Raw genomic sequence first — 26,378 nt, 5'->3', positions numbered from 1 at the left:
GTCAGCTCCTCTCAGCAGGTCTGCTGGTAGCCCAGGTTCGGGACGTACGCGGTCCAGTCCGGGGCGGGGAGGCCGCCGCCCGCGCGGGTGCAGGCCAGTTCGTGGGCGCGATCGCGCAGGCCGTCGAGGGCGTCGAGGTCGTTGATGTTGACGATCCCGTCCTCGGCGGCGGAGAGGAGGGTCTTCCCGTCCGGGGCGACCGCGACCGCGGTGATCGAGCCGGTCCGGGTGCTGGTGCCGCCGAGGTCGTAGGGCTGGACGGGGTTGGTCACGTCCCAGAGGACCACCGTCCGGTCGGCGCTCCCGGAGACGAGGGTGTGGCCGACCGGGCTGAAGGCCAGCGTCCGCACCCCGTTGTTGTGACTGGTCAGGGGTTGGCCGAGGCGGTGGGTCTCGGCCGGCCGGGTGGTGTCCCAGAGCATGACGGTGGCGTCCAGGCTGCCGGTCGCGAGGGTGTGTCCGTCGGGGCTGAACGCCAGCGCGACGACCCAGTTGGTGTGGCCGTCGAGCTGGCGCAGTTGCTGCGGGTGGGCGGGGTCCTCGGTGTCCCAGAGGATCACCGTCCCGTCCCAGCCACCGGTGGCCATGGTGTGCCCGTCGGGGGTGAAGGCCACGGCGGCGACGGTGTTGCGGTGGCCGGTGAGCGGACGGCCGACCGGGCGGGGTTGGGCCGGGTCGGAGGTGTCCCAGAGCTGGGTGGTGCCGTCTCCGCCGACGGTGCTGAGGAGGTGCCCGACCGGGGCGAAGGCGAGCGCCTGGACCCCGCCGGTGTTGGCGGTGAACTGCCTCAGCTGCCGGAGGTGGTGGGGATCGGTGGTGTCCCAGAGGAGGACGGTGCTGTCGAGGCTCCCGGTGGCCAGCAGGTGACCGTCCGGGCTGAAGGCCATGGCGTCCACCGAGGCCGACTGCCCGGTCAGGGCGGGGGAGAGCTGGACCGGCTTCTCCCGGTTGCCGAGGTCCCAGAACAGCGTCGAGCCGTCGCCGTCGCCGGTGGCCAGCGTGCGCCCGTCCGGGCTGACCGCGAGCGAGGCCACGATGTCGGAGCGGACGCCGAGGCGGCTGAGCAGCCTGGTGCGGGAGCCGGTTCCCGCGGAGTCCCAGAGGATCACGGTGCCGTCGGTGCTGCCGGTCGCGAGCAGCCGGGAGGCGTCGCCCGGTTGGTCCGGCGGGGAGCTGAAGGCGGCCGCGAGCGACCAGTTGGCCCGGCCCAGGGTGGTGCCGCCGATCTGGCGGGGGTTCGCGGGGTCGGTGGTGTCCCAGGCGCTGGTGGTGTGGTCGCTCTCGGCGACGTCGATCCGGTGGGCGCCGACGGTCAGGGCCCGCACCGGGGTGTTGCGGTCCGGGAGTTGGCCCAGCGGGCGGGGGCCGGCCGGGTCCTCGGTGTTCCACAGCTGCACCTGGCCCCAGTCGTCGCCGACGGCCAGGGTGTGCCCGTCCGGGGTGAAGCCGAGCGCGGTGACCTGGTCGCTGCGGCCCTTGAGCGGTCCGCCTAGGGCCTGCGGGGCCTTCGGGTCGCCGACGTCCCAGAGCAGGACGGAGGTGTCCGCCCCGCCGGCCGCCAGGACCCGGCCGTCCGGCCGGAAGGCGAGCGCGTCGACCCGGCCGGAGTGTCCGGTGAGCGGCTTGCCGAGTGACTGCGGCTGGTCGGGTCGGCTCAGGTCCCACAGCCAGACGCCGCCGTCGCCGCCGCCGGCGGCCAGGGTGCGTCCGTCCGGGGCGATGGCGAGGCTCGCGACGCCGTTCGGTCCGGTGAGCGGGGTGCCGAGCGGACGGGGGTGGTCCGGTGCGCCGACGTCCCAGAGCAGGACGTGGCCGTCCGCGCCGCCGACGGCCAGGGTGTGCCCGTCCGGGGTGAAGGCGACCGTGTAGAGCCCGTGCGGGTTCACCGGCAAGGGCTCGCCGAGTCGGCTGGGGTGGTCCGGGTCGGCGGTGTTCCAGAGGGTCAGGGTGCCGTCCTCGGCGGCGGCGGCCAGGAGCCGGCCGCCGGGGGCGAAGGCCAGGCCGACGACCGTGCCGCGCGGACCGGTCAGGGTGCCGGTGTAGGGGGTGAGCAGGGTGCTGAGCAGGTTGGCCGTGCTCTGCGGGGTGTGGTGCAGGGTGTCAGCGGCGATGCCCAGCCGCAGGGCCAGCTGGGGGGAGCTGCCGCGGGCGGTGTCCGCCTGGCTGAGCAGGGCCAGCGCGGCGGCCTCGCGCTGGCGCCGCAGGGCCTGCTGCTGTCCCTGGTAGGCGAGGCCGGCGGCGATCAGCGCGATCACCAGCAGGAGCGCCAGCGCCCCGGTGATGCCGTTCCGGATCCGCCGTCGCCGCTGGTCCGCCCGCACGCTGGCGGCGAGGAACTCGCCGGCGAGCCGCGCGGTCCCGCCGTTCGGCCCGGGCGCGCTCCGCCCCCGGCCGGCGACCGGCCGGCCGGTCGCCGGTCCGTCGTCCAGGCGGCGGGCGAGTTCGAGCGTGGCGCCCCGGTAGAGCACTCCGGTGTCCCGCCCGGTGCGTTCCCACTCCTCCGCGGCCTCCAGCAGTTTCTGCTGGACCAGCAGGTCGGCCCGGCCGCTGTCGATCCAGCCGCGCAGTCGTCGCCAGGCGCGCAGCAGCGCCTCGTGGGTGATCTGCGCGGTGTCCCCGTCCAGGGTGATCAGGCGGGCCCGGGCGAGTGCGTCGCGCGCGGTGTCGATCGCGGCGGCCTCGGCCGGCGGGCGCTCGGCCCGCAGGTCGGCGAGGTCGACGCGGCGTCGGGTGTCCTCGGTGGACTCGCCGATCCGGACCATCCGGAGCAGCAGCAGCCGGGCGGCCTGCCGGGCCTCCGGGCTCAGCACCTCGTAGGCGAGGTCCGCGTGCCGGGTGACGGCCTCCCAGATGCCGCCGGTGGCGCTGTACCCGGCCAGGGTCAGGGTCCGCCCGGCCCGGCGGCCCCAGGTGAGCCAGAGCGCGTACGCGAGCAGCGGCAGGGTGCCCCCGGAGAAGTCGCCGCCGGAGAGGTTGCCGCCGGTGCGCAGGTCGCGCAGGAGGGTGTCGGCGAGGCCCGGCTCCAAGGTGAGGCCCGCGAGCTCGGCGGGTTTCTCGATCGCCTCGCGCAGTTGCCCGGGGGTCATCGGCTCGACCGTGACCTGGCGCTCCTTGAGCGCGTCGACGAGTTCGGGGTAGGCCATGCAGGCCGCGTAGAAGTCCGCCCGGATGCCGAGCAGCACGGTCGCCGGGGGCGCGGCGCCCGCACCGGCTGCCGCTGTACCGGCTCCCGCTGTACCGGGTTCCGTGGCACCGGCTCCCGCGGCACCGGTGGGTGGTCGGCCCGCCGCGGCGCACAGGGCCGTGACGAAGGCGCGCCGTTCCGCCTCGTCCTGGCAGGCGGTGAACAGCTCCTCGAACTGGTCCACCACCAGGAGCAGCCGTCCGCCGGGCACGTCGCGTCCGTCGGCCAGGCGGTGCAGGGCGCGGCGGACCAGCGCGGCCGCACCGGCCGGGTCGGTGCGGAGCCCGTCCAGGACCGTGGCCCGCGGGAGGCCGGCCGGTTCCGCGAGCAGGGCGGCCAGGGCGTCCAGCGGGTGTTCGCCGGGGGTGAGGACCAGTTGCGGCCAGGTGCCCGCCCCGGGGACGCGCAGTTCACCGCGTTTGACTGCGGGCAGCAGGCCGGCCCGCAGCAGGGAGGACTTCCCCGCGCCGGACAGCCCCACCAGGGCGATCGGCCCGCCCGTACCCGACCAGCCCGCCAGCTTGTTGAGCACCTCGACGGTCAGCTCGCCGCGGCCGAAGAAGTACCGGGCGTCGTCCGCCGTGAACGGTCCCAGCCCCGGATAGGGGCAGACCGGCTGCTCCGCCGGGCCGGTGGTCGACGGGCCGCCGCCGGGGAGGACGGCCGGTGGCGGGGCCGCCGTCGGGTTGGCGGCCAGCACCAGGTCTCCGGCCCGGCCGCTGAGCTGGCGCTCCGGCGCGGGCAGCCCGAGCAGGGGCAGGACGCGGCGCAGGTGGCGGTAGCCGGCCTCCAGGGTCAACTCGGCGGGCCCGCCCGGCTCGCCCTCGCGCAGGTAGCGCAGGAGCTCCCCGGTGAACGCCGTGTAGGGCTGGTCCGGGAGGCTGAGCGCCTGTTCGTCGCGCGAGGCCGAGGTGAGCAGGTAGGTGCCGCCGAGCGCCGCGAGTGCGAACCCGTCGCTGGCGGCGGTGCCGAAGGAGCCGCGGGCGCGCCCGGCGAAGCAGCAGTCCAGCACCACGATGATCGACCCGGCCCGGCAGTTGCTGAACGCCTCCCGCAGGGCCTGGTACGGGAGCGCCTTGAAGGCCAGCCCCTCGGCGACGTCGTCGGTGGCGGCGGTCGCCAGGTACAACTCGTTGCCGGGGCTGACCAGTCCGTGGCCCACGTAGTAGACCAGCAGCACGTCCTCGGCCTCGCGGGCCGCCGCCACCACCGCGTTGCCGAACTCGATCGGGTCGCGCGGGTCGATCAGCGGGGTGAGCAGGTTCTCCGGGCGCAGACCGCAGGTCTCCACCAGGACCCGGCCGACCTCGCGGACCGTGGCGGCCACCGCGGGCACGTCGGGGAGCCGCGAACCCGGCGCGTGCTGCCCGGTTCCGACCAGCAGCGCCCGCGAGCCCGGCGAGGCGAGCGCCGTGCGCGGCAGGCCGCCGGAGGCGCCCGGGGTCACCGCGCGGCCTGCCCGTCCTCGACGCCGGGGGCGGTCCGCTCGGCGGCGGCCTGAGGGCTGCCGTGGCCGTCGCCTTGACCGTTGCCGTTGCCGTTGCCGTTGCCGTTGCCTTGGACGGTGCCCTGGTCGAGGGAGCGGGCGAGCTCCGCCGCCAGCTGCCGTACCTCGGGTGCCTCCAGCGCGCTGACGTGGGTGGCGCTGAGCTCGGCGACCGTTCCGTCGGGCCGGGTCACCTTCACTGAGACGTTGCCCCGCTGCCGCCGGATCCAGGAGATCAGCACGCTCGCCACCGCGGTCGCCACACCGCCGGGCCCGAGTGCCACGGTCAAGGTGTCCAGTACGGATCCCAGTGTGCCCGGCTCCGGCGGCGCCTCGGCCAGTTGCACCCGGCCGCGCAGTCGGTCCTCCTCGATGAGCCACTGCCGCAGCGACCGCAGTTCGTCGGTCGAGCCGGTTCCGTCGATCCTGATGCGGGCCAGGTCATCCATGGTGTCCCCCAGTTTCCTTCAGCCGCAGTGACATTGACATTCTGTCAGGTGCCTTTCAGCTCTGCGGGGTGAACGGGGTGACCGTCCGGGGAGCTGCGGAGGGAGGGTGGCGGCGTCGCCGCTCAGGTCCGGGCCGCACGCCGGACCGTCGCACCGGACCGGGCCGTGGTGCGGCCCGGCAGCGCCGCGGCCCGGACGGCCAGGCCGATGGTGCGGGTCAGCAGCATGGCCACCGCCATGAAGATCAGAGCGTCGGTGATGGCGGCGCCGGTGACCTGGTGGGAGGCGCACCAGCGGGCCAACTGGTCGGGGAACCAGTGGTAGCAGCCGTAGGAGAAGGCCGCGCGGGCACCGATGACCAGGACCCACAGCAGCGCGTAGCCCCAGCCGGCGCGGCTGACCGGCTCGCCGGTCTGCGGGTTGCGGTACACCCGGAACAGCGCGAGGGCGACGAGGCCGCCGAGCAGTCCGGCCGCGGCGCCGACCAGTTCGACGGCCAGCCCGTTGCCGTGGGTGACGACCGGGGCGATGAACAACGGAATCAGGCCGGCCGCGACGGCGATCGGCCGCAGCACGCGCAGCACGCCGATCTTGCGGTGGCGGCCGAGATCGCTGTGCAGGGTGGCGGCCAGGACGGCGCCGTTGACCAGCTCGGCCTGGGTCAGTTCGGTGAACAACGCATGCTCCTCGGGGACTGGGCCGCGACCGTCGCGGCCCTCCTCCAAGGTCGCGTTCGGCGGCCCCGGACGGATCGGCCCACGGTGGGAGATCCGGGAGGAGGCGGGACGGCGGCTCCTCAACCCCTGGGTGGAGCCGCGCGCCGCAGCCCGCTGCACCCGGCCGGACCCCACGCACGGGCCGGACCGGGGGCGGTCAGAGACGTGGGGACGGGACGGAGAGCTTTCGCAGGGCCCTGGCCACGTGGTTCTCGACCGTCCTGGCGGACAGGTGCAGGGCGGCCGCGATCCGGCGGTTGGTCAGGCCGGTGGCGGCGAGTTCGGCGACCTCCCGCTCGCGGGGGAGAGTCCGGGGTGGCGGGCCGGCCGGAGCACGGAGGCGTGAGGGTGCGCAGGCGGGAGCGGACGCGGGCGGCGTCGTGGGTGGCGCCGGTCAGCCCGTCGAGGACCTCCCGGTCCGCGACCCGTCGGCCGTCCTCCGGGGGCGGCGCCATTTTACGGCGCCCCCGTGCGACACTTCCACGCGATCGCGTCGATCACCTGCCGGTGATCACGCCTCGGTGATCGGTCCGGCAACAGCGGCTCTGTCCGCGTCTACTATGCATCGGTCTACGACACACATCAACCGACGATCAGATGATCCGCAGGAAACGCCCTGGCCTGTGCCGTTGCCTCGGGGTCGACGGCAGGTGTGCGGGTGCGGCGGAGGGGGGTCGCACCGTCGGGGTCGGCCGGTTCGAGATCGATGGCGCGGCGTAGCTGTTCCATGCGTTGGGGCAGGGGGTGCCAGCCGGGTTCTGCGGCCATGTCGATGTTGAGGTCGTGGATTGCGCGGGCGTAGGCGCGGGCCAGGCCGCGGAAGTGCAGGGGCAGGCCGGGACGGGGGTGGCCGCTGGGGGCGATGCTCACCCACAGGGCGTCGGTGGTCTCGTTGCCCGGGCCGACGGGCCGGGTGGCGTCGCGTGCGACGAGGTGGCTGCGGACGGTGAGCCAGTGGCGCATCGCGGCCCGGGTGGAGCCGGACAGGCCGACCGTCATGGTGGTGGGCGTGGTGCGCGGGTTGCGGTGCTGCGGGAGGTGGGTGAGGCGGATCGTGCCGTGGTGCAGGTCGACGTCGTCCGTGCGCAGGGCGCAGAGTTCGCCGGCGCGGCAGCCGGTGTCCAGCACGGTGCCGATGATCGCGAGGATCCGGCTGCGGGACTCCGATTGGCCGGGGCGGGCGGAGTGTTCGAGGTGGCCGAGCAGGATGCTGCGGGGGCGGGCGGTGACCACGGGCCGGAGCTCGACCGGGGGCGTGTTGCGGTTCGGGAGCGTGACGGTGATGCGGGCCAGGGCACCGAGGATGCGGAGGCAGTCCTCGCGGACGCGCATGGAGGCGGGTGAGGCTTGGCCCGGTCGTGTGGCGGACTTGCGCCGCAGCAGGCCCTGTTCGGCGGCTGTGAGGTAGTCGGCGAGGGTGTCCGGCGCGAGGAGCAGGGCGAGTGAGCCGACGGCCGTGGGTGCGATCGCGCCGCGCTCCAGGGCGGTGCGCAGTTCGCCCGCGACCCAGCGCAGTTGCTTCGCCCGGGACCTGCCGGTCGGGGGTTCGCAGGCGCGCTCGACGAGGGCGTCCAGCGCCTCGACCGAGGGTGCTGCTGTCGTCGGGGCGTCCGCCATGAGGTCACCCTAGCGCCGGGTCGGGGCGGGTCGGCGGGCTCTTTCCGGCAGACGGGGCTGGGAATGTCCCGCAGGGCCCGGGTCTAATAACTGGCTTGAATCAAGATCGTCGGTGAGGGTAACGGACGGCATGGTTGCTGTCTTCTCCGGCCCGCGCCGCTCCGGTGGTGACCGTCCTTCGGCAGCCGGCGAGGGGACCGTGGCAGGGCCTCCGCCGGTTCTCGCGGCGGCACCCGACGATGACTTCTCGGGCGCCGTGAGTGCTCCGGCCTTTCCTGATGGATCGTCAGCGAACTCAGCATTGAGTCAGCAATGGTGTCCTGTCAGGCCCTGTCGCGGATGGTCGAACGGTGTCATGCATCGAGTGCGGAACCGAGTGTCGGCCGGGATGCTTCGGGGTGAGCGCAGGGAGGCTCCGGCTCGGGGGTGCGGTCGACCTGTTCGCCGCACCCCCGATTGCGTAACACGCAGGTCAGCGGGTGCGGCCGCGGGGCTTGAGCGGGGTCCCGGGGAGTTCGGGGGCGGGGAGGCGGTCGCCCGGGTAGCCGTGGACCTCGCCGAAGCGGTCGGTGGCGGCCTGCCAGTCGGCGCGGGCCCGGGTGATGTCCTCCTGGGAGCGGCCGATGAAGTTCCACCACATGACGATCTGCTCCTCGAAGGGCGTGCCGCCGAGGAGGATGAGCCGGGCCGGGGCGTCGGCGGTGTTGGTGAGGGTCAGGGTGGTGGGGCCGGGGGCGAGGTAGCCGAGGTCGCCGGGGTGGAGGTCGGTGTCGGCGAGGCGGATCTCGCCGTGGTCGACGAGGACGCCGTGCTCGAAGGCCGGGTCGACGGTCAGGGTGACGGTGGCGTGCGGGGTGAGGGTGAGCTCGGCGCCGAGGAGCGGGGTGAAGGTCGGGACGGGGGAGGTGCGGCCGGCCAGGGTGCCGAGGAAGACGCGGGCCTCGCCGCCGTCCAGGGCGACGGGCTCGGGCACGTGGTGGTGGAAGTCCCGTGCGGTGGCGCGGTGTTCGTCGGGCAGCACGACCCAGAGCTGGACGCCGTGCAGCACGGTGGTCGCAGGGGTGGAGACCTCGGAGTGGCAGATGCCGTGGCCGGAGGTCATCAGGTTGAGCTCGCCCGGGCGGACGAAGGCGTGGACGCCGAGACTGTCCCGGTGCTCGATCTCGCCGGTGAAGAGCCAGCTCACGGTCTGCAGGCCGGTGTGGGGGTGCGGGGCGACGTCCATGCCGCCGGTCAGGGCGACGTCATCGGGGCCGTAGTGGTCGACGAAGCACCAGGCGCCGATCAGCCGGCGGGAGCGGTGCGGCAGGGTGCGGCGGACGGTCATCGCGCGCGGCCCGCCGAGCGGGACGTCCCGGGGGGACAGGACCTCGACGTACGGGCGGTCCTGCGACTCCAGGGGCTCCTGCGGCTGAGCGGCGGGGCGCGGCTCGGTCTCGGCGGTGCTCACGGCTGTGATCCCTCCCGGGGGTGATGCCTAGTAGGTAGTTCTATATTCAACTATTATGGCATGGCAGAGTGTCGAAGTGTCGAACGGCAGCGAGCCGGGCCGACGGCGGCAACGGGAGTCTAGGAGTCCAGGTGAGTGACGTGACGGTGGTTCCGGCGGAGCGACGGGTGTTCATCGACAAGCAGAGCCCCAAGGCCTACAAGGCGCTGCTCGCCGCCGCGGAGGCGGCCCGGGAGGCCGCGGCCGAGGCCGGGCTGGATCGGCGGCTGGTGGAGCTGGTCAACCTGCGGGTCTCCCAGATCAACGGCTGCGCCTTCTGTCTGCACGTGCACACCCGGGCCGCGCTGCGCGAGGGCGAGACCACCCAGCGCCTGGGCGTGCTCCCGGCCTGGCGGGACACCGAGCTGTTCACCGCCCGGGAGCGCGCGGCGCTGGCCCTGGCCGAGGCGACCACGAACCCGGCGGACGCGGCGCTGCAGGCGGCCGCCTACGGGGCTGCGCGGGAGGTGTTCAGCGAGGACGAGCTCTCGGCGGCGATCTGGGTGGCGATCACGATCAACTCCTTCAACCGGGTGTCGATCATGAGCAAGCACCCGGTCCGCCCGACGCCGGGGCTCTGACGTCCCGGGGTTGACATCTCGGCCGGGGCTTCGGGCGGGCCTGCCGGGGCTTTGGGTAGGCCGGTCGGCCTCCCCCGTTCGGCGTAGTGCCTACGTTTGTGGGAGTACGACCGGTTCCTCCCGGTGGAGGATGACGGAGCATCAGGTCGGCGGTGAGGCTGTGAACTCGTAGGCGGGCGGAGGTCCGCCGTGGACGAGGGGGTCGCATGGCACGTCGTACGAGTTCCGTGATGGTGGTGGCAGCGGCGGTCTGCCTGGCGCTCGCCGGGCCGGTCGTCTCGGCTGGCGCCGTCGAGCAGGGCACGGTCGAGCCGGGCGCCGTCGCGCAGCCTGTCGCCGCGCCGCCCGCCGCCGACCGGGTCGAGGGGCCCGAGGGTGCCGCACGGATGGCCGCGCTGCGGGCGGTGACGGACGCCGGGGCGGCCGCGGCGATCGCCGAGGTCCGTGGCGAGGGCGGTGTCTGGCGCGCGGGTACGGGCGTCGCCGACCTGGCGACCGGCGCCCCGGTGCGGGTGGACGGGCGGTTCCGTGCCGGGAGCATCACCAAGGTGCTCACCTCCACCACCGTGCTGCAGCTGGTGGGGGAGGGCCGGCTCGGCCTGGACGACCCGATCGAGCGCCACCTGCCGGGGGTGGTCCCCGACGGAGGGCGGATCACCGTCCGTCAGCTGCTCAACCACAGCTCCGGCCTGTGGGATCCGACCAACGAGCCGGGCGGACTGTTCCCGCACACCACGGATCCTGCCGTGATCCGTGACTGGCTCGACCAGGGCGGGCTGACCCGCAGCATCACCCCGGCGCAGGTGGTGGCCGCCTCGGTGGCGCACGCGCCCAACTTCCCGCCGGGGGCGAAGTTCAGCTACTCCAACGTCAACTACACCCTGCTCGGCATGATCATCGAACGGGTCACCGGCCACGGCTACGCCCAGGAGATCACCGCGCGCATCCTGCGGCCGCTGGGGATGACCGGTACGTACTTCCCCGGCTCGGCCACCGACATCCGGGGCCCGCACGCCCACGGCTACTGGACGCTCGCCGAGGGCCCGGCGCCGGAGGACCGCAGCGACCGGGACGTCACGGTGGAGAGCGTCACGTGGGCGAACTCCGCAGGAGAGCTGATATCCACCCTGGCCGACCTGAACCGCTTCGAGCGGGCCCTGGTGGGCGGCCGGCTGCTGTCGCCCCAGCTGATGCGGCAGATGACGACCACCATCCCGGTGGAGGTCGACGGCAAGCCCTCGGCCCTGGCGTACGGCCTGGGGCTGGCCCGGCTGGAGCTGTCCTGCGGGCCGGTGTACGGGCACGACGGCGGGATGCCCGGATTCAGCTCGCAGCTCTGGAGCTCGGGCAGCCGGCAGGTCGCGATGTCCGTGACGTCCAGGGGCGACGAGCCGCAGGCCGTCCGGCAACTCGCCGCGCAGGGCGGGTTCCTGGAGGAGGCCTTCTGCGGCAACCACCAGGGCGGGGGTGCTGCCCGGCCGATGCTCCGCTGAGCCCACGACCGCCGGCGCCCGCACTGCACCGGAGGCTCGTCCGCCCGCCAGAATGAGGCTCCGAGTAGAGCGGAGCACCCCGTTCGACGGCGGGTGCCCGGAGCCAGGGGAGGGGGAGCGCGTGTGAACGTGGCCGGAGGGCTGGTCGAGGGCCGGTTCCGACTCGCGGCGCCGCTGGGGCGCGGCGGCATGGGGGAGGTGTGGCTGGCCGACGACCTCAGGCTCGGCCGGCGGGTGGCGGTCAAGTTCCTGCCCCGGGGCCTGGACCCGGACGAGGACGAGGAGTCGGTGGCCCGCTTCCACCGCGAGGCCGAGGTGGCCGCCGGGCTCCAACACCCCGGACTGGTCCAGGTCTTCGACAACGGCGAGCAGGACGGGCAGCTGTACCTGGTGATGGAGCTGCTGCACGGCCGGAACCTGCGGACCGTGCTGCGCGAGGACGGGCCGCTGCCGGTGCGCCGGGCCGTCGAGCTGGCCGCGCAGACCGCCGAGGCGCTGTCCTGCGCCCACCGGGCCGGCATCGTCCACCGGGACGTCAAGCCCGCCAACCTGATGCTGCTCCCGGACGGCCGGGTGAAGGTCTGCGACTTCGGCCTCGCCGGATACCTCCACTCGGCCACCGGCCTGACCCGCTCGGGCGTCGTCATGGGCACCCCCGACTACATGTCCCCCGAGCAGTGCCGGGGCCGGTCGGTGGACGAGCGGGCCGACCTGTACGCGCTCGGCTGCGTCCTGCTCGCGCTGCTCACCGGGCAGCCGCCGTTCCCGGGCCACCGGGCGGTCTGGCCGCTGCTCCAGGACCACATGCGGACCCCGCCCCCGCGGCTGTCCGAGCGGCGTCCGGGCGTACCGGCGGCGCTGGACGGCCTGGTCGCCGAGCTGCTCGCCAAGGACCCGGCGGACCGCCCGCGCTTCGCCGCTGAGGTCGCGGACCGGCTCAGGGCGCTGCTCGAACCGAGCACCCCGCCCCGGGCCAGCGCCGCACCCGCCGGCTCGGGGTACCGGATCGAGGTGTTCCAGAACCAGTACAAGCTGCCGGACGCGACCGATGCGGACGCGGTCCTGACCGTGCACGGCGCGGCGCTCGACCCGGCGGACGCGGCGGTCTCGGCGCCGCAGGCGCTGGTCTTCCTGGTCGGCCTCTCCGCGGGGCTGTCCCCGGCAGCCTTCCGCGCCGTGACCGACGCCGTCGCGGCCACCGTCGACGCCCTGGACGACGAAGTCTGGTTCGCCGTCGTCGAGGGCTCCGAGTACGCGCGGATGCTCTACCCCGACAGCAGGCGGCTGGTCCGCGCGACCCCCGGGACCAGGGCGGAGGCCCGGGCCGCGCTCACCGGGTTGGAGCCGCTGCGCGCGGCCGCCTTCGGCCGGTGGCTCCGGCTGGCCGACCAGCTCCTCGCCGGGCACCCGGACGCGGACCGCACCGCCGTGCTCCTGATGGACGGGCGGGACGACGCGGAGGAGCCGGCCGAACTCGCCGCCGTGCTCGCCTCCTGCACGGGCCGCTTCCGCTGTCACGTTCGCGGCATCGGGCTCAACTGGGAGGTCTCGCAAGGCCGTGCGGTCTCCTCAGCGCTGGCCGGCACCCTCGACCTCGTCCACCTGCCCGAGACGCCCGAGGCGGCCGCCGCACTGCGACGCGAACTCGGCGGGATCGTCCTCGGCAGCCGCCGGGCCCGTGGGCGCGACCTCGCGCTGCGCGTCACGACGGCCGCCGGTGCCGGGGTCGACTTCCTGAAACAGGTCGTGCCCGAGCTGGCGGACCTGACCGGAGCCGGGCACCCGGTCGGGCCGGGGGCGGCGGAGTACCGGGTGGACGTCCCGGACGGCAGGACCAGCGACTACCACCTGCGCGTGCTGCTGCCACCCGGCCCGGCCACCGCGGAGTTCACGGCAGCCGCTCTGGAGCTCGTCCAGCTCCCGCCGGCCGGAGACGGCCGGACCCTGGCCCGCGCCGAGATGCGGGTCGTGCCCACCACGGACTGGTGAGAGCGGACAATGGCGGACGTGACAGACATGACGCTCAACCTCTGGCGGCAGCCGCTCGGCCCGGTGGCCGCCGAGGTGCTCAGCTCGGTGTGGGACCGCAACGACCTGACCGTGCTCATCCTCGCCGAAGGCGCGCTCTCCGAACTCCCGCCCGGCATCAGCCGGTTGATGCGGCTGCGCACCCTCGACCTCGGCCACAACCTGTTCACCGAGGTGCCGGCCGAACTGACCCGGCTCACCTGGCTCCGGGACTTCCTCTACCTGCACGACAACCAGATCACCGAACTGCCGGACGACATCGGGAAGCTCACCGAACTGCGGTACCTCAACGTCGGCGAGAACCGGCTCACCGAACTGCCGTTCTCCATCGGCAAGATGACCGAACTGGTCGAACTCCGCGCCCAGCACAACCGGCTCGCCGCGCTGCCGGAGTCCATCGGCGCCCTCGGCGAGCTGCGCGAACTCTGGCTGCGCGGCAACGAGTTGACCAGCCTCCCGGCCTCCTTCGCGCTGCTCTCCGAACTGCGCGAACTGGAACTGCGGGAGAACGGGCTCGGCGAGCTCCCCGCCGTGCTCGCTGGGCTGCCGCGCCTGCGCCGCCTCGACCTCCGCACCAACGGGATCACCGAAGTGCCCGAGTGGCTGGCCGACCCGGCCGCGCTGCCCGCACTGGAGAAGCTCGACCTGCGGTGGAACGACGTCCAGGTGTCGGACAAGGTGCGGGAGGCGCTCGCCGAGCGCGGCTGCGCCCTGCTGATGTGAACCACCCGTGCTGTGAGCTCGCCCATAAAGATCAACACGCAGGTCGGGGAGCTGCTACCGTGGAAGGCATGAAGCGCGCTGCACTCGCCACGACGACGCCGGAAAGAGTCCCGGCGCGCTGACTGCTGACCAAGTCCGAAGCCCCGGGGCGAGTGCCTCGGGGCTTCGTCGTTCCCGGTCCCACTCGCCCGCACCATCCAGAGTGGAGACCACCCCCATGAACGAGCAGCCGAAGAACGAGCAGTCCAAGAACGGCAAGCCCCTGAACGAGCAGCCCGCCCAGCACCAGGCCGCGCACGACCACCGCAAGCTCGGCCGTGAGCTCGACCTCTTCGACACCGACCCGCTGATGGGCTCCGGCCTGCCGTACTGGCTGCCCGACGGCGCCGCGATCCGGCACACCCTGGAGGAGTTCATCCGCGGCCGCGAGCGTCGGGCCGGCTACCGCCACGTCTACTCGCCGGTGCTCGGCAAGCGCGAGCTGTACGAGATCTCCGGCCACTGGGACCACTACCGCGAGGACATGTTCCCACCCATGCAACTCGGCTCGGAGGAGATGGTGCTGCGCCCGAGCCTGTGTCCGCACCACGCGCTGATCTTCCGCTCCCGCCCGCACAGCTACCGGGAACTGCCGCTGCGGATGGCGGAGTTGGGCGGGATGTACCGCTCCGAGCTGTCCGGCGTGCTGGGCGGGCTGACCAGGGTGCGGGCGATCCAGTTGAACGACGCCCACGTCTTCTGCACCCCGGAGCAGGCCGCCGGGGAGGCCGTCGCCGCCCTGGAGCTGATCCGCGAGGCGCACCGTGCGCTCGGCATCGTGCCGGTCCGCTACCGGCTGTCGCTGCCGGGCGAGGGCGGTAAGTACGTGGCCGACCCGGAGCTGTGGAGCCGGGCCACCGCGCTGCTGACCGACGTGCTGGAGCGCTCCGGGGTGCCGTTCGAGGCGGCCGAGGGCGAGGCCGCGTTCTACGGGCCCAAGATCGACGTGCAGATCGCCGACGGGGCCGGGCGCGAGTTCACCCTCTCCACCGTCCAGATCGACTTCCACCAGCCCGAGCGCTTCAACCTGCACTACATCGGCCCGGACGGCGGCAAGCACCGCCCGGTGATGGTGCACCGCAGCGTGATCGGCAGCGTCGAGCGGGTGGTCGCCCACCTGATCGAGCTGTACGGCGGGGCGTTCCCGGCCTGGCTGGCGCCGGCCCAGGTGGTGCTGCTGCCGATCTCCGACGCCGAGGTGGCGCAGGCCGAGCGGCTGCGGCAGCGCTGCCTGGACCTCGGACTGCGGGCCGAGGTGGCCGGGCCGGAGCACGGCAGCCTGGGTGCCCGGATCCGCGAGGCCCGCTTGGTGCCCTACCAGGCGGTGATCGGGGCCAAGGAGGCGGTGGACGACCGGGTCGCGCTGCGGCTGCGGGACGGCCGCCGGCTGGAGCCGATGGCGGCGGAGGAGGCCTGGGCACGGATCGGCGCCCTGGTCGCGGACTGCAGTGCCGAGCTGTGGCGGGACGCGCCCGCCGGGTGAAGACGTGCCCGCCGGGTGAACCCTGGGCATCCGTACGACTAGTGCGATGCGCGGTGTGTCGGCGGGGTCGGGGGCGGCGGTCGCCCGTCGAATGGGCGGGGCGGCCGAGTCCCCGGCCGCCGCCGTCCCCGCCCTTCCGGAGGTGCCCGTGCGCAGACCGCGCAGATTCACCGCTCCCGTCCTCACCGCCTGCCTCGCCCTCGCCGGGGCGCTGGCCGCCGCCCCGGCGAGCTCGGCCGCACTCCGCCCGCTGCCGGTACCGGAGGTCCAGTACTGCGCCGCCGTCCTCGGACACCTGCCCGGCGCCGGCGCCGACGGCGTGTCGCCGGTGCTCGGCCGGGCCTGCTCGCCGGGCTCCCGCGCCGACGCGCTCGCCCTGGCCGACGGCCGCACCCGCACCGCCGAGCAGCCAGCCGACCGGACGCTGCTGCTGGAGGAGTTCAAGGACGCCGACTACCAGGGCGGCGTCATCTACTCCTTCTACGGCGACGCCGGGGGCTGTGACGGGACCGGCTACCACCTGATCAACTACATCAACGTGGCGCTGAACGTCTCCTCGATGAAGGGCTACAACAACTGCAACGCCGTCCACCTCTGGTCGACCCTCAGCGTGGAGAAGACCATGGACCTGCCCGCCTCCTACCTGGGCGCGAACTTCAACGACGCGGTCCGTGAGCTGCAGGTCTTCCACCGCTGAGCGCTGATGTCCGCCACTGTCGGTGCCGGCCGCCGGGGAGCGCGCGTTCCCGGCGGTCACGGTCAGTCAGTAGGACTGCAGCTCGATCAAGTGCCCCTCGGGGTCGCGCAGATGGGCGCTGCACAGGTTCGGGCCCCACTCCGGGCGGTCGGTGGCCGGGGCGGCGAGGACGCCGCCGTACCCGAGGCAGAGGGTGAGCGCCTCGTCCACGTCGTCGACCCGGAAGACCAGCATCGCGGTGTCCTGGGTGGGGGTGGCCGGGCGGGCGGGCAACCCGGCGGTGCCCAGGGTGGCGGACATCGCGGCGCGGTCGTAGAGCACCAGGACGGCCTGGTCGTCGACGTCCCAGTTGGCGTACGGGCCCTCGGGCGTGCCCTTGACCAGGGTGGCGCCGGTGAACGCGGGGAGGACGGCGCGGTAGAAGCCGAAGGTCTCGGCGAAGCGGGTGACGAGCAGACGAGGGTAGAGGGCGTCCACGGTCGAACTCCAGATGGCTCCGAATTAGTGGGTCGAGACCCACTATAGGGACCGACCCTAGAATGCCGCCATGGCCTCCGAGACCCCCGCTCCGCCCGACGCGCTGCCGCCGACCCTGCTCGGCCTCAGCACCTTCCTGCTCGCCCGGATCGGCCGGACGGCGCGGGCCCGGCTCGCCGAGCAGCTGGCCGAACGCGGCCTGCGGCTCTGGGACATGGCGGTGCTGGCGGCGCTCGCCGACTTCGGGCCGCAGGCGCAGCGGGACCTGGTGCGGCGCTTGGGCATCGACCCGAGCGACCTCGCCAAGGTCGCCGACCAGCTCGGCGCGGCCGGGTACGTCGAGCGCAGCCGGGACCAGGCGGACCGGCGGCGGGTCTCGGTGTCGGTCACCGCCGCCGGGCGGGCGCTGCTGGCCGAGCTGGAGGCCCGGGCCCGGACGGTGCAGGACGAGGTGCTGGCGCCGCTGGACCCGGCGGAGCGCCGGGTACTGCAGGCGCTGTTGCTGCGGGTGGAGCTGGGTGCGCCGTCCGGGCGCGGCGCCGGGTGAGCGCAGGCGGGTGAGTTCGAGGTGCTTGGTTCGAGGGGCTGGGCTCAGGCGGGTGTGCTCAGGCGGGCGTGGGTCCCGGGCGCCGTCCGCCGGCGAACTCGCCCGCCCAGCGCGGGACGTCGAGCACCTTCTCGACCCGGGCGATCAGGGTGCCGGTGCGCTCGGCGTGGATCATCGCGCCGTCGCCCGCGTAGATGCCGACGTGGTGCAGTGGGGCGTCGGGGCGGGAGAAGAACAGCAGGTCGCCGGGGGCCAGGGCGTCGCGCTCGACCGGGGCGCTGCGGTGGAACTGGGCCACCGTGTAGTGCGCGAGCTCGATCGTGCCCTGGCTGGCGCGGTACCAGCAGTACAGGGACAGCCCGCTGCAGTCGAAGCCGACCGTGTTCTCGCCCAGGCACACGCCGTTGAGGTAGCCGTTCTCCTCGTCGCAGAAGCCGAGGCCCGGGCCCAGCCGGTCGCCGCCGCCCCAGGCGTACGGGATGCCGATCTGCGCCTCGGCCACGGCGGCGACCCGCCGGCCGAGGGCGCCGCCGGGGTCGGTGGGCGCGGGGCCGGCCGGTGCGGCCGGGGCAGGTGCCGGTGCGGCGTGGGCGGGTTGGGCCGCCGTGGCGAGTGCCGGGGCGAGGCCCGCGCCGAGGGCGAGGCCGAGCACGCTGCGGCGTCCGACTGCGGAGGCCTGGTCACGGTCGGGCAGTTGGGACTCCATGGGTCGGGCTCTCCTGGGCTGGTCGCGGTACGGGGCGGTACGGGCCCGTGCGCGGTGTCGGCACGGGTCGTCACCAGGATCGGGGTTCGGCGGCACCACCCGCCATCACCCGCAACGGTGAATCGTGGACACACGGGCCTTGGCGGGGCCGGGAGTTCACCCGAAATCGGTTTGACGGGCGTTCGGGCAGAGGCCAACGATGGGCGCGAACGTTCGGTCACGACACCCCGGAGGCCCCATGAACAGCGCGGTCAAGCTGGTCCGCAACACGCGCCTGACCCAGGCCGTCGACTACGCCTACGCGGCGCTGGTCGACGCCCCGGCCCGTTCGCTCTGGCTCGCCGGGGCCTGCCCGTTGGACGAGGAGGGCCGTACGGTCGCGGTCGGCGACTACGAGGGCCAGGCCCACCAGGTGATGCGCAATCTGATAACCGTGCTGGAGGATGCGGGCGCGGGGCTGACGGACATCGCCCGGACCACCGTGTACGTCGCCTCCGGCGACCAGGCGGACTTGGTGAAGGTGTGGAACGTGTACCGCTCCTACCTGGGGGAGCACGACGCGCCCAGCACGCTGCTCGGGGTCTCGGTGCTCGGCTACACGGACCAGCTGGTGGAGGTGGAGGCGGTGGCCGTGCTGCCCTGACGGTCCCGGGAGGGGCGGGCGCCGGTCGGTGCGCCGTTCCAGGCGATTTCGCACGACACGAAGCAGGTGCGGCGATCATGTCGTCACTCTCCGTGCTCAACTGTCCGTGCTTCGGGCGAGGGGCCCGAGGCGCGCTCAGCCCGAGACACTCGGAGAGGCCCGGATCCTTGCTCCCTGCACTGATGTCGAGGAAAGCCCGGACGGTCGCCGCCGCCGCGGCCATCGCACTCGTGCCCGCCCTGCCGGGCGGCCCCGCGACGGCCGCAGCCGCGGCCGGTACGGTCTACGGCAGGCCGACCCCGGGCGCACCGACCACCGATACGGTGACGCTCCAGCACGCGAAGAGGGTGGCCCCGCTCAACGCGCTCGCCGACGCCCTCGACGAGCAGGGCCGTGCCGACCACGCCGACGCCTACGGCAACCTCTCCGTGGACGAGGACGGCGGCACCGTCACCCTCTACGCCGTCTCCGAGGAGCAGGGCCGCCGGCTCGTCGACGCGGCGAAGGCCGCGCATCCGGACATCGACGCGGGCCTCGTCCGGTTCATCCACGCCGACTACAGCAAGCGGGACTTGAGGGCCCAGGTCGACCGGATCCTCCAGGCCACCGCGGTGGAGCGGGCGGACGACCTGGAGGTCTACACGGTCGCCGTGAACCCGGACGCCTCGGGCATCACCGTGACCGGCCGGGCGGACCGGCTCGACTCCGTCCGCAACTCGATCCGGACCGGTGCCGCTTCGACCGACACCGCGGCTTCCGCCGCTTCCACCCCGCCGGTCGAGGTCGTCGCCGGTGACCCGGCGCGGCCCGCCACCTGGCGCTGGGACGAGGACCGGCCCCAGATGGGCGGGGACGTCCTCCTCGGTCCGGCGCGTGAGGCGGGCTACGTGGCACGCTGCACCAGTGGCCTGGCCACCGAGGACGCGGCCGGCCGGGACTACCTCCTGACCGCCGCCCACTGCTACCCCAACGGGGCCGAGGTCCACGGAGAGGGCGACCCGGTCGGCCAGTTCGGGACGCGCCCCGGCGGCCGGATCGGCCGGGTGGTGAAGGTGCTGGACCGCTACGTGGACGCCGAGGTCATCGACACCGGCGGCAGCAACGGCTCCGGCTCCAAGGCCCGCGAGGCCGACACCCCGGCCGGGCGGTGGTACCGGGTCACGACGGTCGGGCGCTCCCACAACGGTCAGTCGGTCTGCCAGGACGGCGCCCGCTCCTACTACACCGGCCACGGGGTGCCCTGCGGCATCAAAGTGCAGAACGACAGCATCGCCTACACCTTGGCCTGGGACGACGGCTCGGTCCACGCGGTGTTCGGCGTCGTCGGCTACAACGCGAACTGGGCCTGCACCCAGGGCGACTCGGGCGGGCTGGTCTTCACCGTCAGCAACAACACCGACCGCGAGGGCCGGGGCCTCGTCTCGGCCAACTCGGCCGGCAAGGACGGCCCCCGGGTCATGTACTGGGCTCAGGCCCCCGACATCCTCAACATCATCGGCCAGCGGCTGAACCCGCACCACTGACCGGTCCGGGCGCTCAGGACGAGGCGGCGGCGAGCAGGGCGTCCAGCTTCCGGTAGCCCTCGACCACGCCGCGCTCCATGCCGCTGGCCAGGATCGCGTCCCGGGCCACCAGGCTGTCGACCACCGACAGGATGGTGACGCGGGTGCGACCCCCGCCGACCGGCTCGAAGACGGCGGTGTCGAGCGAGACGCCGTCCGGCACGCCCTCGAAGGTGAAGGTCTGGACGAGCCGGGTGGCCGGCCGGACTTCGTGGAAGGAGCCGTAGAAGGCGGCGACTTCCCGGCCCTCGCGGTGCATGGAGTAGCGGTAGTGGCCGCCGGTGCGGGCCTCCCACTCGTCGATCTTCAGGTCGAGGTCGACGGGGCCGAGCCACTGGGCGACCAGCTGGGGCTCGATCCAGGCCCGGAACACCCGCTCCTGCGGGGCGTCGAACTCGCGGACGATCCGGATGGTGGGCAGCGCGGGGTCCGCCTCGATGCGGGTCTCCCGGTCGGTGGTGGAGGTCATGACGGGGCTCCTTCGGTGGGTTGCGGGCGGGTGCCGGTGCGCTCGGCGCCGGCCCGGTTCGGGGTTGGGGCCGCAGGGGTGCCGCTGGTGTTGGGGACGGGGTCTGCTGCGGGGGCACGGTCGTCGGGGCCGTCGCTCAGGGCTGCGAGGACGGCGTCCAGGCGGGAGAAGCGGGCCTCGGCCTGGCGGCGGTAGCGCTCGATCCAGCTCGTCATCAAGTCGAACACCTGCGGCTCCAGGTGGCACGGCCGCCGCTGGGCGTCCCGGCTGCGGCTGACCAGCCCGGCCTCCTCCAGCACCTTGAGGTGCTTGGAGACGGCCTGGAGGGACATCGCGTAGGACTCGGCCAGCTCGCCGACGGTCGCGTCCCGGACCGAGAGCCGGGCGACGATGTCGCGCCGGGTCGGATCGGCCAGGGCGACGAACGCCCGGGACAGCTGGTCGACGGCCACAGTGGCACCTCTGTTCTTCCTCAACCGATTGGTTGAGGGCAAAGCTACTCCTGCCTGCCCGGATACTCAACCGATTGGTTGTGGAAGCGGCGAGGCCGGGTCTCCGACAAAGGGGTTCCGCGAGAAGAAACCGATCGTTCGGTTTCTCTGTCGGCAGTGCTGTACGACAGCCGCGTTCGTCCGCGGATCTCCCGGGAGACGCGGCTCGTGATTCTCAACTCGGGAACTGGTAGGACCTGGAGGAGAACGCGTGGGGTGGGTGGGGGAGGAGAGGAGGAGTCGGCTGATTCCTCGACATCGTCTTGTCGCCCCCAGGTGGCCCGTAGCTAAGATACGGGGTGTTTGGTTTTGTTTTCCCGGAGCTCAGGGCGGGGTGGTTGCGGTGGTACGGCAGGAACGGGCGCTCCGGACGCGTCGGCTGATCCTCGAGGCCGCGGCGTCGGTCTTCGACGAGTTCGGCTACGAGGGCGCGACCATCGGGGAGGTGGTCTCCCGGGCCGGCGTGACGCGCGGTGCGGTCTATTTCCATTTCGCCTCGAAGCGGGATCTCGCGCAAGGCGTCGTCGAGGAGCAGTTCGTCCAGGACGGAGTGCCGGAACGGAGCTGCAAACTCCAGGAGTTCGTGGACACCGGGATGGTGGTCGCGCATCTGATGCCGCGTGACCCGCTGCTCAGCGCGGGTGCCCGGCTCTCGCTCGGCCAGGACGTGTTCGACGATCTCGGCGGCGGCGCGATCCCCGGCTGGATCAGCCGGATGGAGGCGCTGCTGGTCGCCGCCGGCGAGCGCGGCGAGCTGCTGCCGCACGTCGTCCCGGCCGACACCGCGTGGCTGGTCACCGCTGCCTGGACGGGAGTTCAGATCCAGTCGCAGAAGCTCTCCGGTCGGGGCGACCTGGAGCTGCGGGTGTCCGGGCTCTACCAGCACCTGATGCCGAGCATCGCGGTGTCCGGGGTGCTCGGCTCGCTGCAGATGGGGCCGGACCGCGGCGGCCAGGTGGTCGCAGAGGTCGCGGCGGCCCGGGCGGCGGAGAACGGCGGGGTCGAGTCCAAGTCCGAGGCCGGGGCGGTCGCGGACGGGGTCGGCGTGGGCTGACCGGTCCGGCCTCACGGCTCGGGGGCGAAGTCGGGGCGGGCGCGGGCGAATTGGCGGCGGCGCGGGATCTGCGGGGATCCGACGCCGCCTTCGCTTTGCGCGGGAGTGGACACGAAGGGTAGCGTAGGATCGACGCACGGTGATAGTCGCAGGTCGCGGCGCGCGCATGGATGCCCGGGCTCCAGAAACAAACAGCACGTTCGGTTTTGTATTGACAAACCGCACGTCCTGTTTTTCACTGGAGACAGTTGACCCTGGGGTGTCGACCCGGGTGCCGGCCGCGGCGGAAGTGCCGTGGCGTTCCGTGTGATTGGGGTGGTCATCGTGGAAATTCGGGTGCTCGGGGCGTTGGACGTCCGGGTGTGCGAGGTGTCGGTGGTGCCGACGGCGCCCAAGCCCCGCCAGGTGCTGGGGCTGTTGGCTCTGCGCGCGGACCAGGTGGTCCCGGCGGGTGTCCTCGCCGAGGAGCTGTGGTCCGGCCGCCCGCCGCGCAGCGCGCGCACCACCGTGCAGACGTATGTGCTGCAGCTGCGGGACATGATCGACCGGGCGCTGGTCCGGGCCGGTTCGACGGCCGGGGTCTCCTGCGCCAAGGACGTCCTGGTGACCTCGCCCGGCGGCTACATGCTGAACAGCGGCAACGGGATGACGGACGTGCGGGAGTTCGAGCGGCTGGCCGGGACGGGCTACCGGGCGATGGACGCGGACGACCACCCGCTGGCCGCCCGGATGCTCGGCGAGGCGCTGGCGCTGTGGCGCGGTCCGGCCTTCGCGGACGTCCCGGTGGGCGGTCAACTCGCGGTGGAGGCCAAGCGGTTGGAGGAGACCCGGCTGTGCGCGCTGGACCAGCGGATCGAGGCGGACCTGCGGCTGGGCCGGCACCGGGTGCTGCTCGCCGAACTGACGGTGCTGGTCGACCGCTACCGCACCCATGAGAGCCTGCACGGCCAGTTCATGGTCGCCCTGCACCGCTCCGGCCGCCGCGGCGAGGCCCTGGAGGCCTACCAGCGCCTGCGCAACACCCTGGTACGGGAGTTGGGCATGGAGCCGTCCGCGGGGCTGCGCCGCCTCCAGCGCTCGATCCTGCTGGCCGGCCCGGAGCGGGCGGAGCGCGAGCCCGCCGCGGCGGCGCCGCAGCCGGTCGCGGCACCGGCCGGTGCGGGCCGGTTCACCAGGGTCGGCTGAGCAGGGTCGGCTGTGGTGGTCGGCTGCGGCGCGTCGGCCGGGCAAGGGCGGCGCGCGGCGCAGGAGGTGGCGTCCGTCGGGGCGCTGCCGGAAATCGGTCGGAACGGGCTGGTCGCTGTGAGGGGTTGTGGGACGGGTGGTCCAGGAAAGGTCGGAACGGACACGCGGACGGCTGGTGGAGGCGGGGGCGGCACTGTTCGACCGCTGCGGGTACGCCGGAGCCACGCTGGGGGAGATCGCCCGGGCCGCCGGGGTGACGAAGGGGGCGCTCTACTTCCACTTCGCCTCCAAGGAGGAGCTGGCCAGAGCGGTGTTCGCGCAGGCCGAGGGCTCGCTGCGGGCCGCCTGCGGGGCGCTGTGCTCCGCCTCCTCGCCGCTCCAGGCCCTGATCGACGCCGGGTACTGGCTGGTGGACGCGCTGGGCTCGGACGCGGTCATCCGGGCGGCCTTCCGCCTCGGGCGCGACGGTGACGGCGGCGATGGCGACGGCGGCGCCGAATCGCCGGGGGAGCTCCGCACGGCACCGCCGTCCGGCGGCTTCCCCGGCCTGCGGGGCTTCCACGGCGTCTGGGCCGGTGAGGTCCGGGACCTGCTGTCCGGCGCCCGCCGGGCGGGCGAACTGCGCGACCGCTCGGGCGGGCTCGGACCGGAGACCCTGGTGGTGACGGCGGCCTGCGGGCTGGAGGTGGTCTTCGCCGACGGCTGCCCGGGGGAGGAGCGCGCCCGCCGGGTGGGCGCCCTGTGGGACTGGCTGCTGCCCTGCCTCGTCCCGCCGGGCAGCTCGGACGGGTACCGCACCAGGCCGATGGCGCCGCAGCCGGCCTGACGCCCGCCCAGCTGTACCCGGGGCGCTCGGCCGATCGGGTACCCGCGCCGGATACCGCCCGTGGCGGACCCGGTCGAATGTCAGTGCGCCTCGCCATGATGGCGGTATGAAGGACGCAGCCACCACGGCCACCCCCGCCGCCCCCGCCTCCCCGCAGGCGTACGCCGACGCCGTCGCCACCGCCGTACGGGCCGCCGCCGCGTACTACGCCGACGGCTCCACCCCGCTCGGGGACGACGAGTACGACGCCCTGGTCCGGGGCATCGAGGCCTACGAGCGCGAGCACCCCGAGCAGGTGCTGCCCGAGTCGCCGACCGGCAAGGTGGCCGGCGGGGCGGCCGTCGGCGACGTCCCGCACAGCACGCCGATGCTCTCGCTCGACAACGTCTTCTCCGCCGAGGAGCTGGAGTCCTGGGCCGCCGGGCTGGAGCGCCGACTCGGCAGACCGGTCGCCGCCTGGTGCGTCGAGCCCAAGCTGGACGGCCTCGCCGTCGCCGCCCGCTACCGGGGCGGCCGCCTGCACCAGGTGCTCACCCGGGGCGACGGCCTGGCCGGGGAGGACATCACCCACGCCGCCGACGCCGTGCTCGGCCTGCCCGCCCGGCTGACCGAGCCGCTCGACGTGGAGCTGCGCGGCGAGGTGCTGCTCACCCACGAACAGTTCGAGCAGGCCAACACCGTGCGCACCGCCCACGGCGCCACCCCCTTCGCCCACCCGCGCAGCGGCGCCGCCGGCACCCTGCGGGCCAAGGACCGTCCCTACCGGGTCGAGCTCACCTTCTTCGGCTACGACGCCCACGGCCTGCCCGGCCTCGACCACGCCGCGCTGCTCGCCCGCCTCGCCGAACTCGGCGCCAACACCGCCGGCACCACCCAGGCCGCGCCCCGGCGCTGCGCCACGCTCGCCGAGGCCGAACAGCGGATCGAGGAGATCGCCGCCCTGCGCGCCGCGCTGCCCTTCGGCATCGACGGCGTCGTGGTCAAGGCGGACGCGGTCGCCGACCAGGAGGAGGCCGGCTCCGGCTCCCGGGCGCCGCGTTGGGCGGTCGCCCGAAAGCTCCAGGCCCAGCACAAGGTCACCCGGCTGCTCGGCGTGGAGTGGAACGTCGGCCGCACCGGGATCATCGCGCCCCGGGCGGTGCTCGACCCAGTGGTGATCGACGGCGTCACCGTCACCTACGCGACCCTGCACAACCCCGCCGACATCGAGCGCCGCGGGCTGATGATCGGCGACCAGGTGTTCGTCTACCGCGCCGGCGACGTCATCCCCCGGGTCGAGGCACCGCTCGTGGACGAGCGCACCGGCGCCGAGCAGCCGATCGCCTTCCCCGAGGTATGCCCGCGCTGCGGCGACGCCATCGACCGCTCGGAGCAGCGCTGGCGCTGCGTGCGCGGCCGCGGCTGCCAGGCCGTCGCCTCGGTGATCTACGCGGCCGGGCGCGACCAGCTCGACATCGAGGGCCTCGGCGGCACCCGGGCCGTGCAGTTGGTCGAATCCGGGCTGGTCGCCGACCTCGCCGACCTCTTCACCCTGACCAAGGAACAGCTGCTCACCCTGGAGCGGATGGGCGACACCAGCGCCGACAACCTGCTCGCCGCCCTCGAGACCGCCCGCACCCGCCCGCTGAACCGGGTGTTCTGCGCCCTCGGCATCCGCGGCACCGGGCGGACCATGTCGCGCCGGATCGCCGCCCACTTCGGCAGCATGGTCGCGATCCGGGCCGCCGACGCCGAGGCGCTGGCGGGCGTGGACGGCATCGGGGCCGAGAAGGCGGCTGTGATCGTCGCCGAACTCGCCGGGGTGGCGCCGCTGTTGGACCGGCTGGCGGAGCAGGGCGTGGGGACGGCGGTCACCGAGCCGGTCGTCCCGGCAGCAGCGGCCGGAGCGGCTGGAGCAGCCGCAGCGGGTGGGACGGCCAGCGGTGAGGGGGTGGCCGCAGGTGCCGGTCCGCTGGCCGGGCAGAGCGTCGTGGTGACCGGCAGCATGACCGGAGCCCTGGCCGAACTCTCCCGCAACGCGATGAACGAGCTGATCGAACGCGCGGGCGGCAAGGCCTCCTCCTCGGTGTCCAAGCGCACCACCCTGCTGGTCGCGGGGGAGAAGGCGGGCTCCAAGCGCGCCAAGGCCGAGGAGCTCGGGGTGCCGGTCACCACCCCGGAGGAGTTCGCTGCCCTGGTCGCCGACTTCCTCGGTTGAAACCGTTGAAACCGTTGAAACCGTTGAAACGGGTGAGCCGACGGAGTTGACGGCCGGTCTGACGGGCGCGGGCGCGGGCGCGGGCGCGGGCGCGGGTTCGATCGCCGTCGGAGCGGGTGCGGTAGGGTGACGGACGCTGAATACGACGCATACGACTGCGAGCCAGGGAGGTGAGACCCATTACCGGTATGTCCGAGCGGGTGCTCCCGGAGCGCGGCCGTGCGGGCGCACCGCGC

At 73.8% G+C, this 26,378-nt stretch carries 23 protein-coding genes; 13 read left to right on the top strand and 10 right to left on the bottom strand.

Features of this window, described 5'->3' with window-relative positions; translation table 11 throughout:
- Nucleotides 1-11: 11 nt before the first annotated feature.
- The 6 genes from ACFVXG_RS00790 to ACFVXG_RS00765 form a co-directional block, all read right to left on the bottom strand.
- Entirely contained in the window at nucleotides 12-4,631 is a 4,620-nt protein-coding gene (locus ACFVXG_RS00790) for a hypothetical protein (protein WP_387922963.1), read from the bottom strand.
- The gene (locus ACFVXG_RS00785) at nucleotides 4,628-5,119 is read right to left on the bottom strand and encodes a hypothetical protein (protein ID WP_387922961.1); all 492 of its coding nucleotides are present in this window, start codon (nucleotides 5,117-5,119) and stop codon (nucleotides 4,628-4,630) included. Before ACFVXG_RS00785 ends, ACFVXG_RS00790 begins: the two co-directional genes overlap by 4 nt.
- A gap of 122 nt (nucleotides 5,120-5,241) precedes the next feature.
- Nucleotides 5,242-5,796 carry a hypothetical protein gene (locus ACFVXG_RS00780; RefSeq protein ID WP_387922960.1) on the bottom strand — a complete coding sequence of 185 codons (555 nt, stop codon included), beginning with the start codon at nucleotides 5,794-5,796 and terminating at the stop codon, nucleotides 5,242-5,244.
- A gap of 196 nt (nucleotides 5,797-5,992) precedes the next feature.
- The gene (locus ACFVXG_RS00775) at nucleotides 5,993-6,085 is read right to left on the bottom strand and encodes a LuxR C-terminal-related transcriptional regulator (protein ID WP_387923843.1); all 93 of its coding nucleotides are present in this window, start codon (nucleotides 6,083-6,085) and stop codon (nucleotides 5,993-5,995) included.
- A gap of 332 nt (nucleotides 6,086-6,417) precedes the next feature.
- Complete coding sequence (locus ACFVXG_RS00770) at nucleotides 6,418-7,452, bottom strand: site-specific integrase (protein ID WP_387922958.1); 1,035 nt, start codon at nucleotides 7,450-7,452, stop codon at nucleotides 6,418-6,420.
- A 472-nt stretch (nucleotides 7,453-7,924) separates the two neighbouring features.
- Nucleotides 7,925-8,902: a pirin family protein gene (locus ACFVXG_RS00765; protein WP_387922956.1), complete on the bottom strand. Its 978-nt coding sequence runs from the start codon at nucleotides 8,900-8,902 to the stop codon at nucleotides 7,925-7,927.
- 131 nt (nucleotides 8,903-9,033) lie between these two features.
- Here ACFVXG_RS00765 and ACFVXG_RS00760 point away from each other — a divergent pair, with 131 nt between their 5' ends.
- The 6 genes from ACFVXG_RS00760 to ACFVXG_RS00735 all read left to right on the top strand — a co-directional run bounded on the left by ACFVXG_RS00760 (nucleotide 9,034) and on the right by ACFVXG_RS00735 (nucleotide 15,985).
- Nucleotides 9,034-9,522: a carboxymuconolactone decarboxylase family protein gene (locus ACFVXG_RS00760; RefSeq protein WP_387922954.1), complete on the top strand. Its 489-nt coding sequence runs from the start codon at nucleotides 9,034-9,036 to the stop codon at nucleotides 9,520-9,522.
- A 206-nt stretch (nucleotides 9,523-9,728) separates the two neighbouring features.
- Nucleotides 9,729-11,015, top strand: a complete 1,287-nt coding sequence (locus ACFVXG_RS00755) for a serine hydrolase domain-containing protein (protein WP_387922953.1) — start codon at nucleotides 9,729-9,731, stop codon at nucleotides 11,013-11,015.
- Nucleotides 11,016-11,138: 123 nt separating this feature from the next.
- Nucleotides 11,139-13,004 (top strand): protein kinase, encoded by a 1,866-nt coding sequence (locus ACFVXG_RS00750; protein ID WP_387922951.1) that lies wholly within the window; start codon nucleotides 11,139-11,141, stop codon nucleotides 13,002-13,004.
- A 27-nt stretch (nucleotides 13,005-13,031) separates the two neighbouring features.
- Entirely contained in the window at nucleotides 13,032-13,766 is a 735-nt protein-coding gene (locus tag ACFVXG_RS00745; protein ID WP_387923841.1) for a leucine-rich repeat domain-containing protein, read from the top strand.
- 217 nt (nucleotides 13,767-13,983) lie between these two features.
- Nucleotides 13,984-15,288 (top strand): threonine--tRNA ligase, encoded by a 1,305-nt coding sequence (thrS, locus tag ACFVXG_RS00740; protein ID WP_387922950.1) that lies wholly within the window; start codon nucleotides 13,984-13,986, stop codon nucleotides 15,286-15,288.
- A gap of 46 nt (nucleotides 15,289-15,334) precedes the next feature.
- Nucleotides 15,335-15,985 carry a hypothetical protein gene (locus tag ACFVXG_RS00735; RefSeq protein WP_387922949.1) on the top strand — a complete coding sequence of 217 codons (651 nt, stop codon included), beginning with the start codon at nucleotides 15,335-15,337 and terminating at the stop codon, nucleotides 15,983-15,985.
- A 66-nt stretch (nucleotides 15,986-16,051) separates the two neighbouring features.
- Here ACFVXG_RS00735 and ACFVXG_RS00730 read toward each other — a convergent pair whose 3' ends face one another.
- Nucleotides 16,052-16,462 carry a VOC family protein gene (locus tag ACFVXG_RS00730; protein WP_387922947.1) on the bottom strand — a complete coding sequence of 137 codons (411 nt, stop codon included), beginning with the start codon at nucleotides 16,460-16,462 and terminating at the stop codon, nucleotides 16,052-16,054.
- A 70-nt stretch (nucleotides 16,463-16,532) separates the two neighbouring features.
- On the opposite strand from ACFVXG_RS00730, the gene ACFVXG_RS00725 reads away from it, so the two are divergent.
- Nucleotides 16,533-17,009, top strand: a complete 477-nt coding sequence (locus ACFVXG_RS00725) for a MarR family winged helix-turn-helix transcriptional regulator (protein ID WP_387922945.1) — start codon at nucleotides 16,533-16,535, stop codon at nucleotides 17,007-17,009.
- Nucleotides 17,010-17,067: 58 nt separating this feature from the next.
- Here the strand turns inward: ACFVXG_RS00725 and ACFVXG_RS00720 are convergent, their stop codons facing one another.
- Nucleotides 17,068-17,715 carry a C40 family peptidase gene (locus ACFVXG_RS00720; protein WP_387922943.1) on the bottom strand — a complete coding sequence of 216 codons (648 nt, stop codon included), beginning with the start codon at nucleotides 17,713-17,715 and terminating at the stop codon, nucleotides 17,068-17,070.
- A 238-nt stretch (nucleotides 17,716-17,953) separates the two neighbouring features.
- On the opposite strand from ACFVXG_RS00720, the gene ACFVXG_RS00715 reads away from it, so the two are divergent.
- Nucleotides 17,954-18,358, top strand: a complete 405-nt coding sequence (locus ACFVXG_RS00715; protein WP_387922942.1) for a RidA family protein — start codon at nucleotides 17,954-17,956, stop codon at nucleotides 18,356-18,358.
- A 182-nt stretch (nucleotides 18,359-18,540) separates the two neighbouring features.
- Entirely contained in the window at nucleotides 18,541-19,881 is a 1,341-nt protein-coding gene (locus tag ACFVXG_RS00710) for a hypothetical protein (RefSeq protein WP_387922940.1), read from the top strand.
- 13 nt (nucleotides 19,882-19,894) lie between these two features.
- Here the strand turns inward: ACFVXG_RS00710 and ACFVXG_RS00705 are convergent, their stop codons facing one another.
- Together ACFVXG_RS00705 and ACFVXG_RS00700 are read right to left on the bottom strand one after the other, a co-directional pair.
- Nucleotides 19,895-20,389, bottom strand: a complete 495-nt coding sequence (locus tag ACFVXG_RS00705; protein ID WP_387922939.1) for an SRPBCC family protein — start codon at nucleotides 20,387-20,389, stop codon at nucleotides 19,895-19,897.
- Nucleotides 20,386-20,841 (bottom strand): ArsR/SmtB family transcription factor, encoded by a 456-nt coding sequence (locus ACFVXG_RS00700; protein WP_387922937.1) that lies wholly within the window; start codon nucleotides 20,839-20,841, stop codon nucleotides 20,386-20,388. Before ACFVXG_RS00700 ends, ACFVXG_RS00705 begins: the two co-directional genes overlap by 4 nt.
- Before the next feature lie 382 nt (nucleotides 20,842-21,223).
- On the opposite strand from ACFVXG_RS00700, the gene ACFVXG_RS00695 reads away from it, so the two are divergent.
- The 4 genes from ACFVXG_RS00695 (at nucleotide 21,224) to ligA (ending at nucleotide 26,142) form a co-directional block, all read left to right on the top strand.
- Nucleotides 21,224-21,934, top strand: coding sequence for a ScbR family autoregulator-binding transcription factor (locus ACFVXG_RS00695; protein WP_387922935.1), 711 nt, complete (start codon nucleotides 21,224-21,226; stop codon nucleotides 21,932-21,934).
- Nucleotides 21,935-22,258: 324 nt separating this feature from the next.
- Nucleotides 22,259-23,119 (top strand): BTAD domain-containing putative transcriptional regulator, encoded by an 861-nt coding sequence (locus ACFVXG_RS00690; RefSeq protein WP_387922933.1) that lies wholly within the window; start codon nucleotides 22,259-22,261, stop codon nucleotides 23,117-23,119.
- A gap of 127 nt (nucleotides 23,120-23,246) precedes the next feature.
- Nucleotides 23,247-23,945 carry a ScbR family autoregulator-binding transcription factor gene (locus tag ACFVXG_RS00685; RefSeq protein ID WP_387922931.1) on the top strand — a complete coding sequence of 233 codons (699 nt, stop codon included), beginning with the start codon at nucleotides 23,247-23,249 and terminating at the stop codon, nucleotides 23,943-23,945.
- Between the two features lie 106 nt (nucleotides 23,946-24,051).
- Nucleotides 24,052-26,142: an NAD-dependent DNA ligase LigA gene (gene ligA / locus ACFVXG_RS00680; protein WP_387922930.1), complete on the top strand. Its 2,091-nt coding sequence runs from the start codon at nucleotides 24,052-24,054 to the stop codon at nucleotides 26,140-26,142.
- Nucleotides 26,143-26,378: the final 236 nt, after the last annotated feature.

This window comes from Kitasatospora sp. NPDC058162 (assembly GCF_042884005.1).
Lineage (GTDB): Bacteria > Actinomycetota > Actinomycetes > Streptomycetales > Streptomycetaceae > Kitasatospora.
Note: the sequence above shows the minus strand (reverse complement) of the source record. Positions and strands in the feature narration are given on the sequence as shown.

What these genes read in the sequence shown, in the direction of transcription:
- ACFVXG_RS00785 (WP_387922961.1), bottom strand. Translation starts at nt 5,119, where the DNA reads ATGGATGACCTGGCCCGCATCAGGATCGACGGAACCGGCTCGACCGAC.
- ACFVXG_RS00770 (WP_387922958.1), bottom strand. Translation starts at nt 7,452, where the DNA reads ATGGCGGACGCCCCGACGACAGCAGCACCCTCGGTCGAGGCGCTGGAC.
- ACFVXG_RS00755 (WP_387922953.1), top strand. Translation starts at nt 9,729, where the DNA reads ATGGCACGTCGTACGAGTTCCGTGATGGTGGTGGCAGCGGCGGTCTGC.
- ACFVXG_RS00745 (WP_387923841.1), top strand. Translation starts at nt 13,032, where the DNA reads ATGACGCTCAACCTCTGGCGGCAGCCGCTCGGCCCGGTGGCCGCCGAG.
- thrS (WP_387922950.1), top strand. Translation starts at nt 13,984, where the DNA reads ATGAACGAGCAGCCGAAGAACGAGCAGTCCAAGAACGGCAAGCCCCTG.
- ACFVXG_RS00735 (WP_387922949.1), top strand. Translation starts at nt 15,335, where the DNA reads ATGCGCGGTGTGTCGGCGGGGTCGGGGGCGGCGGTCGCCCGTCGAATG.
- ACFVXG_RS00725 (WP_387922945.1), top strand. Translation starts at nt 16,533, where the DNA reads ATGGCCTCCGAGACCCCCGCTCCGCCCGACGCGCTGCCGCCGACCCTG.
- ACFVXG_RS00720 (WP_387922943.1), bottom strand. Translation starts at nt 17,715, where the DNA reads ATGGAGTCCCAACTGCCCGACCGTGACCAGGCCTCCGCAGTCGGACGC.
- ACFVXG_RS00715 (WP_387922942.1), top strand. Translation starts at nt 17,954, where the DNA reads ATGAACAGCGCGGTCAAGCTGGTCCGCAACACGCGCCTGACCCAGGCC.
- ACFVXG_RS00710 (WP_387922940.1), top strand. Translation starts at nt 18,541, where the DNA reads ATGTCGAGGAAAGCCCGGACGGTCGCCGCCGCCGCGGCCATCGCACTC.
- ACFVXG_RS00705 (WP_387922939.1), bottom strand. Translation starts at nt 20,389, where the DNA reads ATGACCTCCACCACCGACCGGGAGACCCGCATCGAGGCGGACCCCGCG.
- ligA (WP_387922930.1), top strand. Translation starts at nt 24,052, where the DNA reads ATGAAGGACGCAGCCACCACGGCCACCCCCGCCGCCCCCGCCTCCCCG.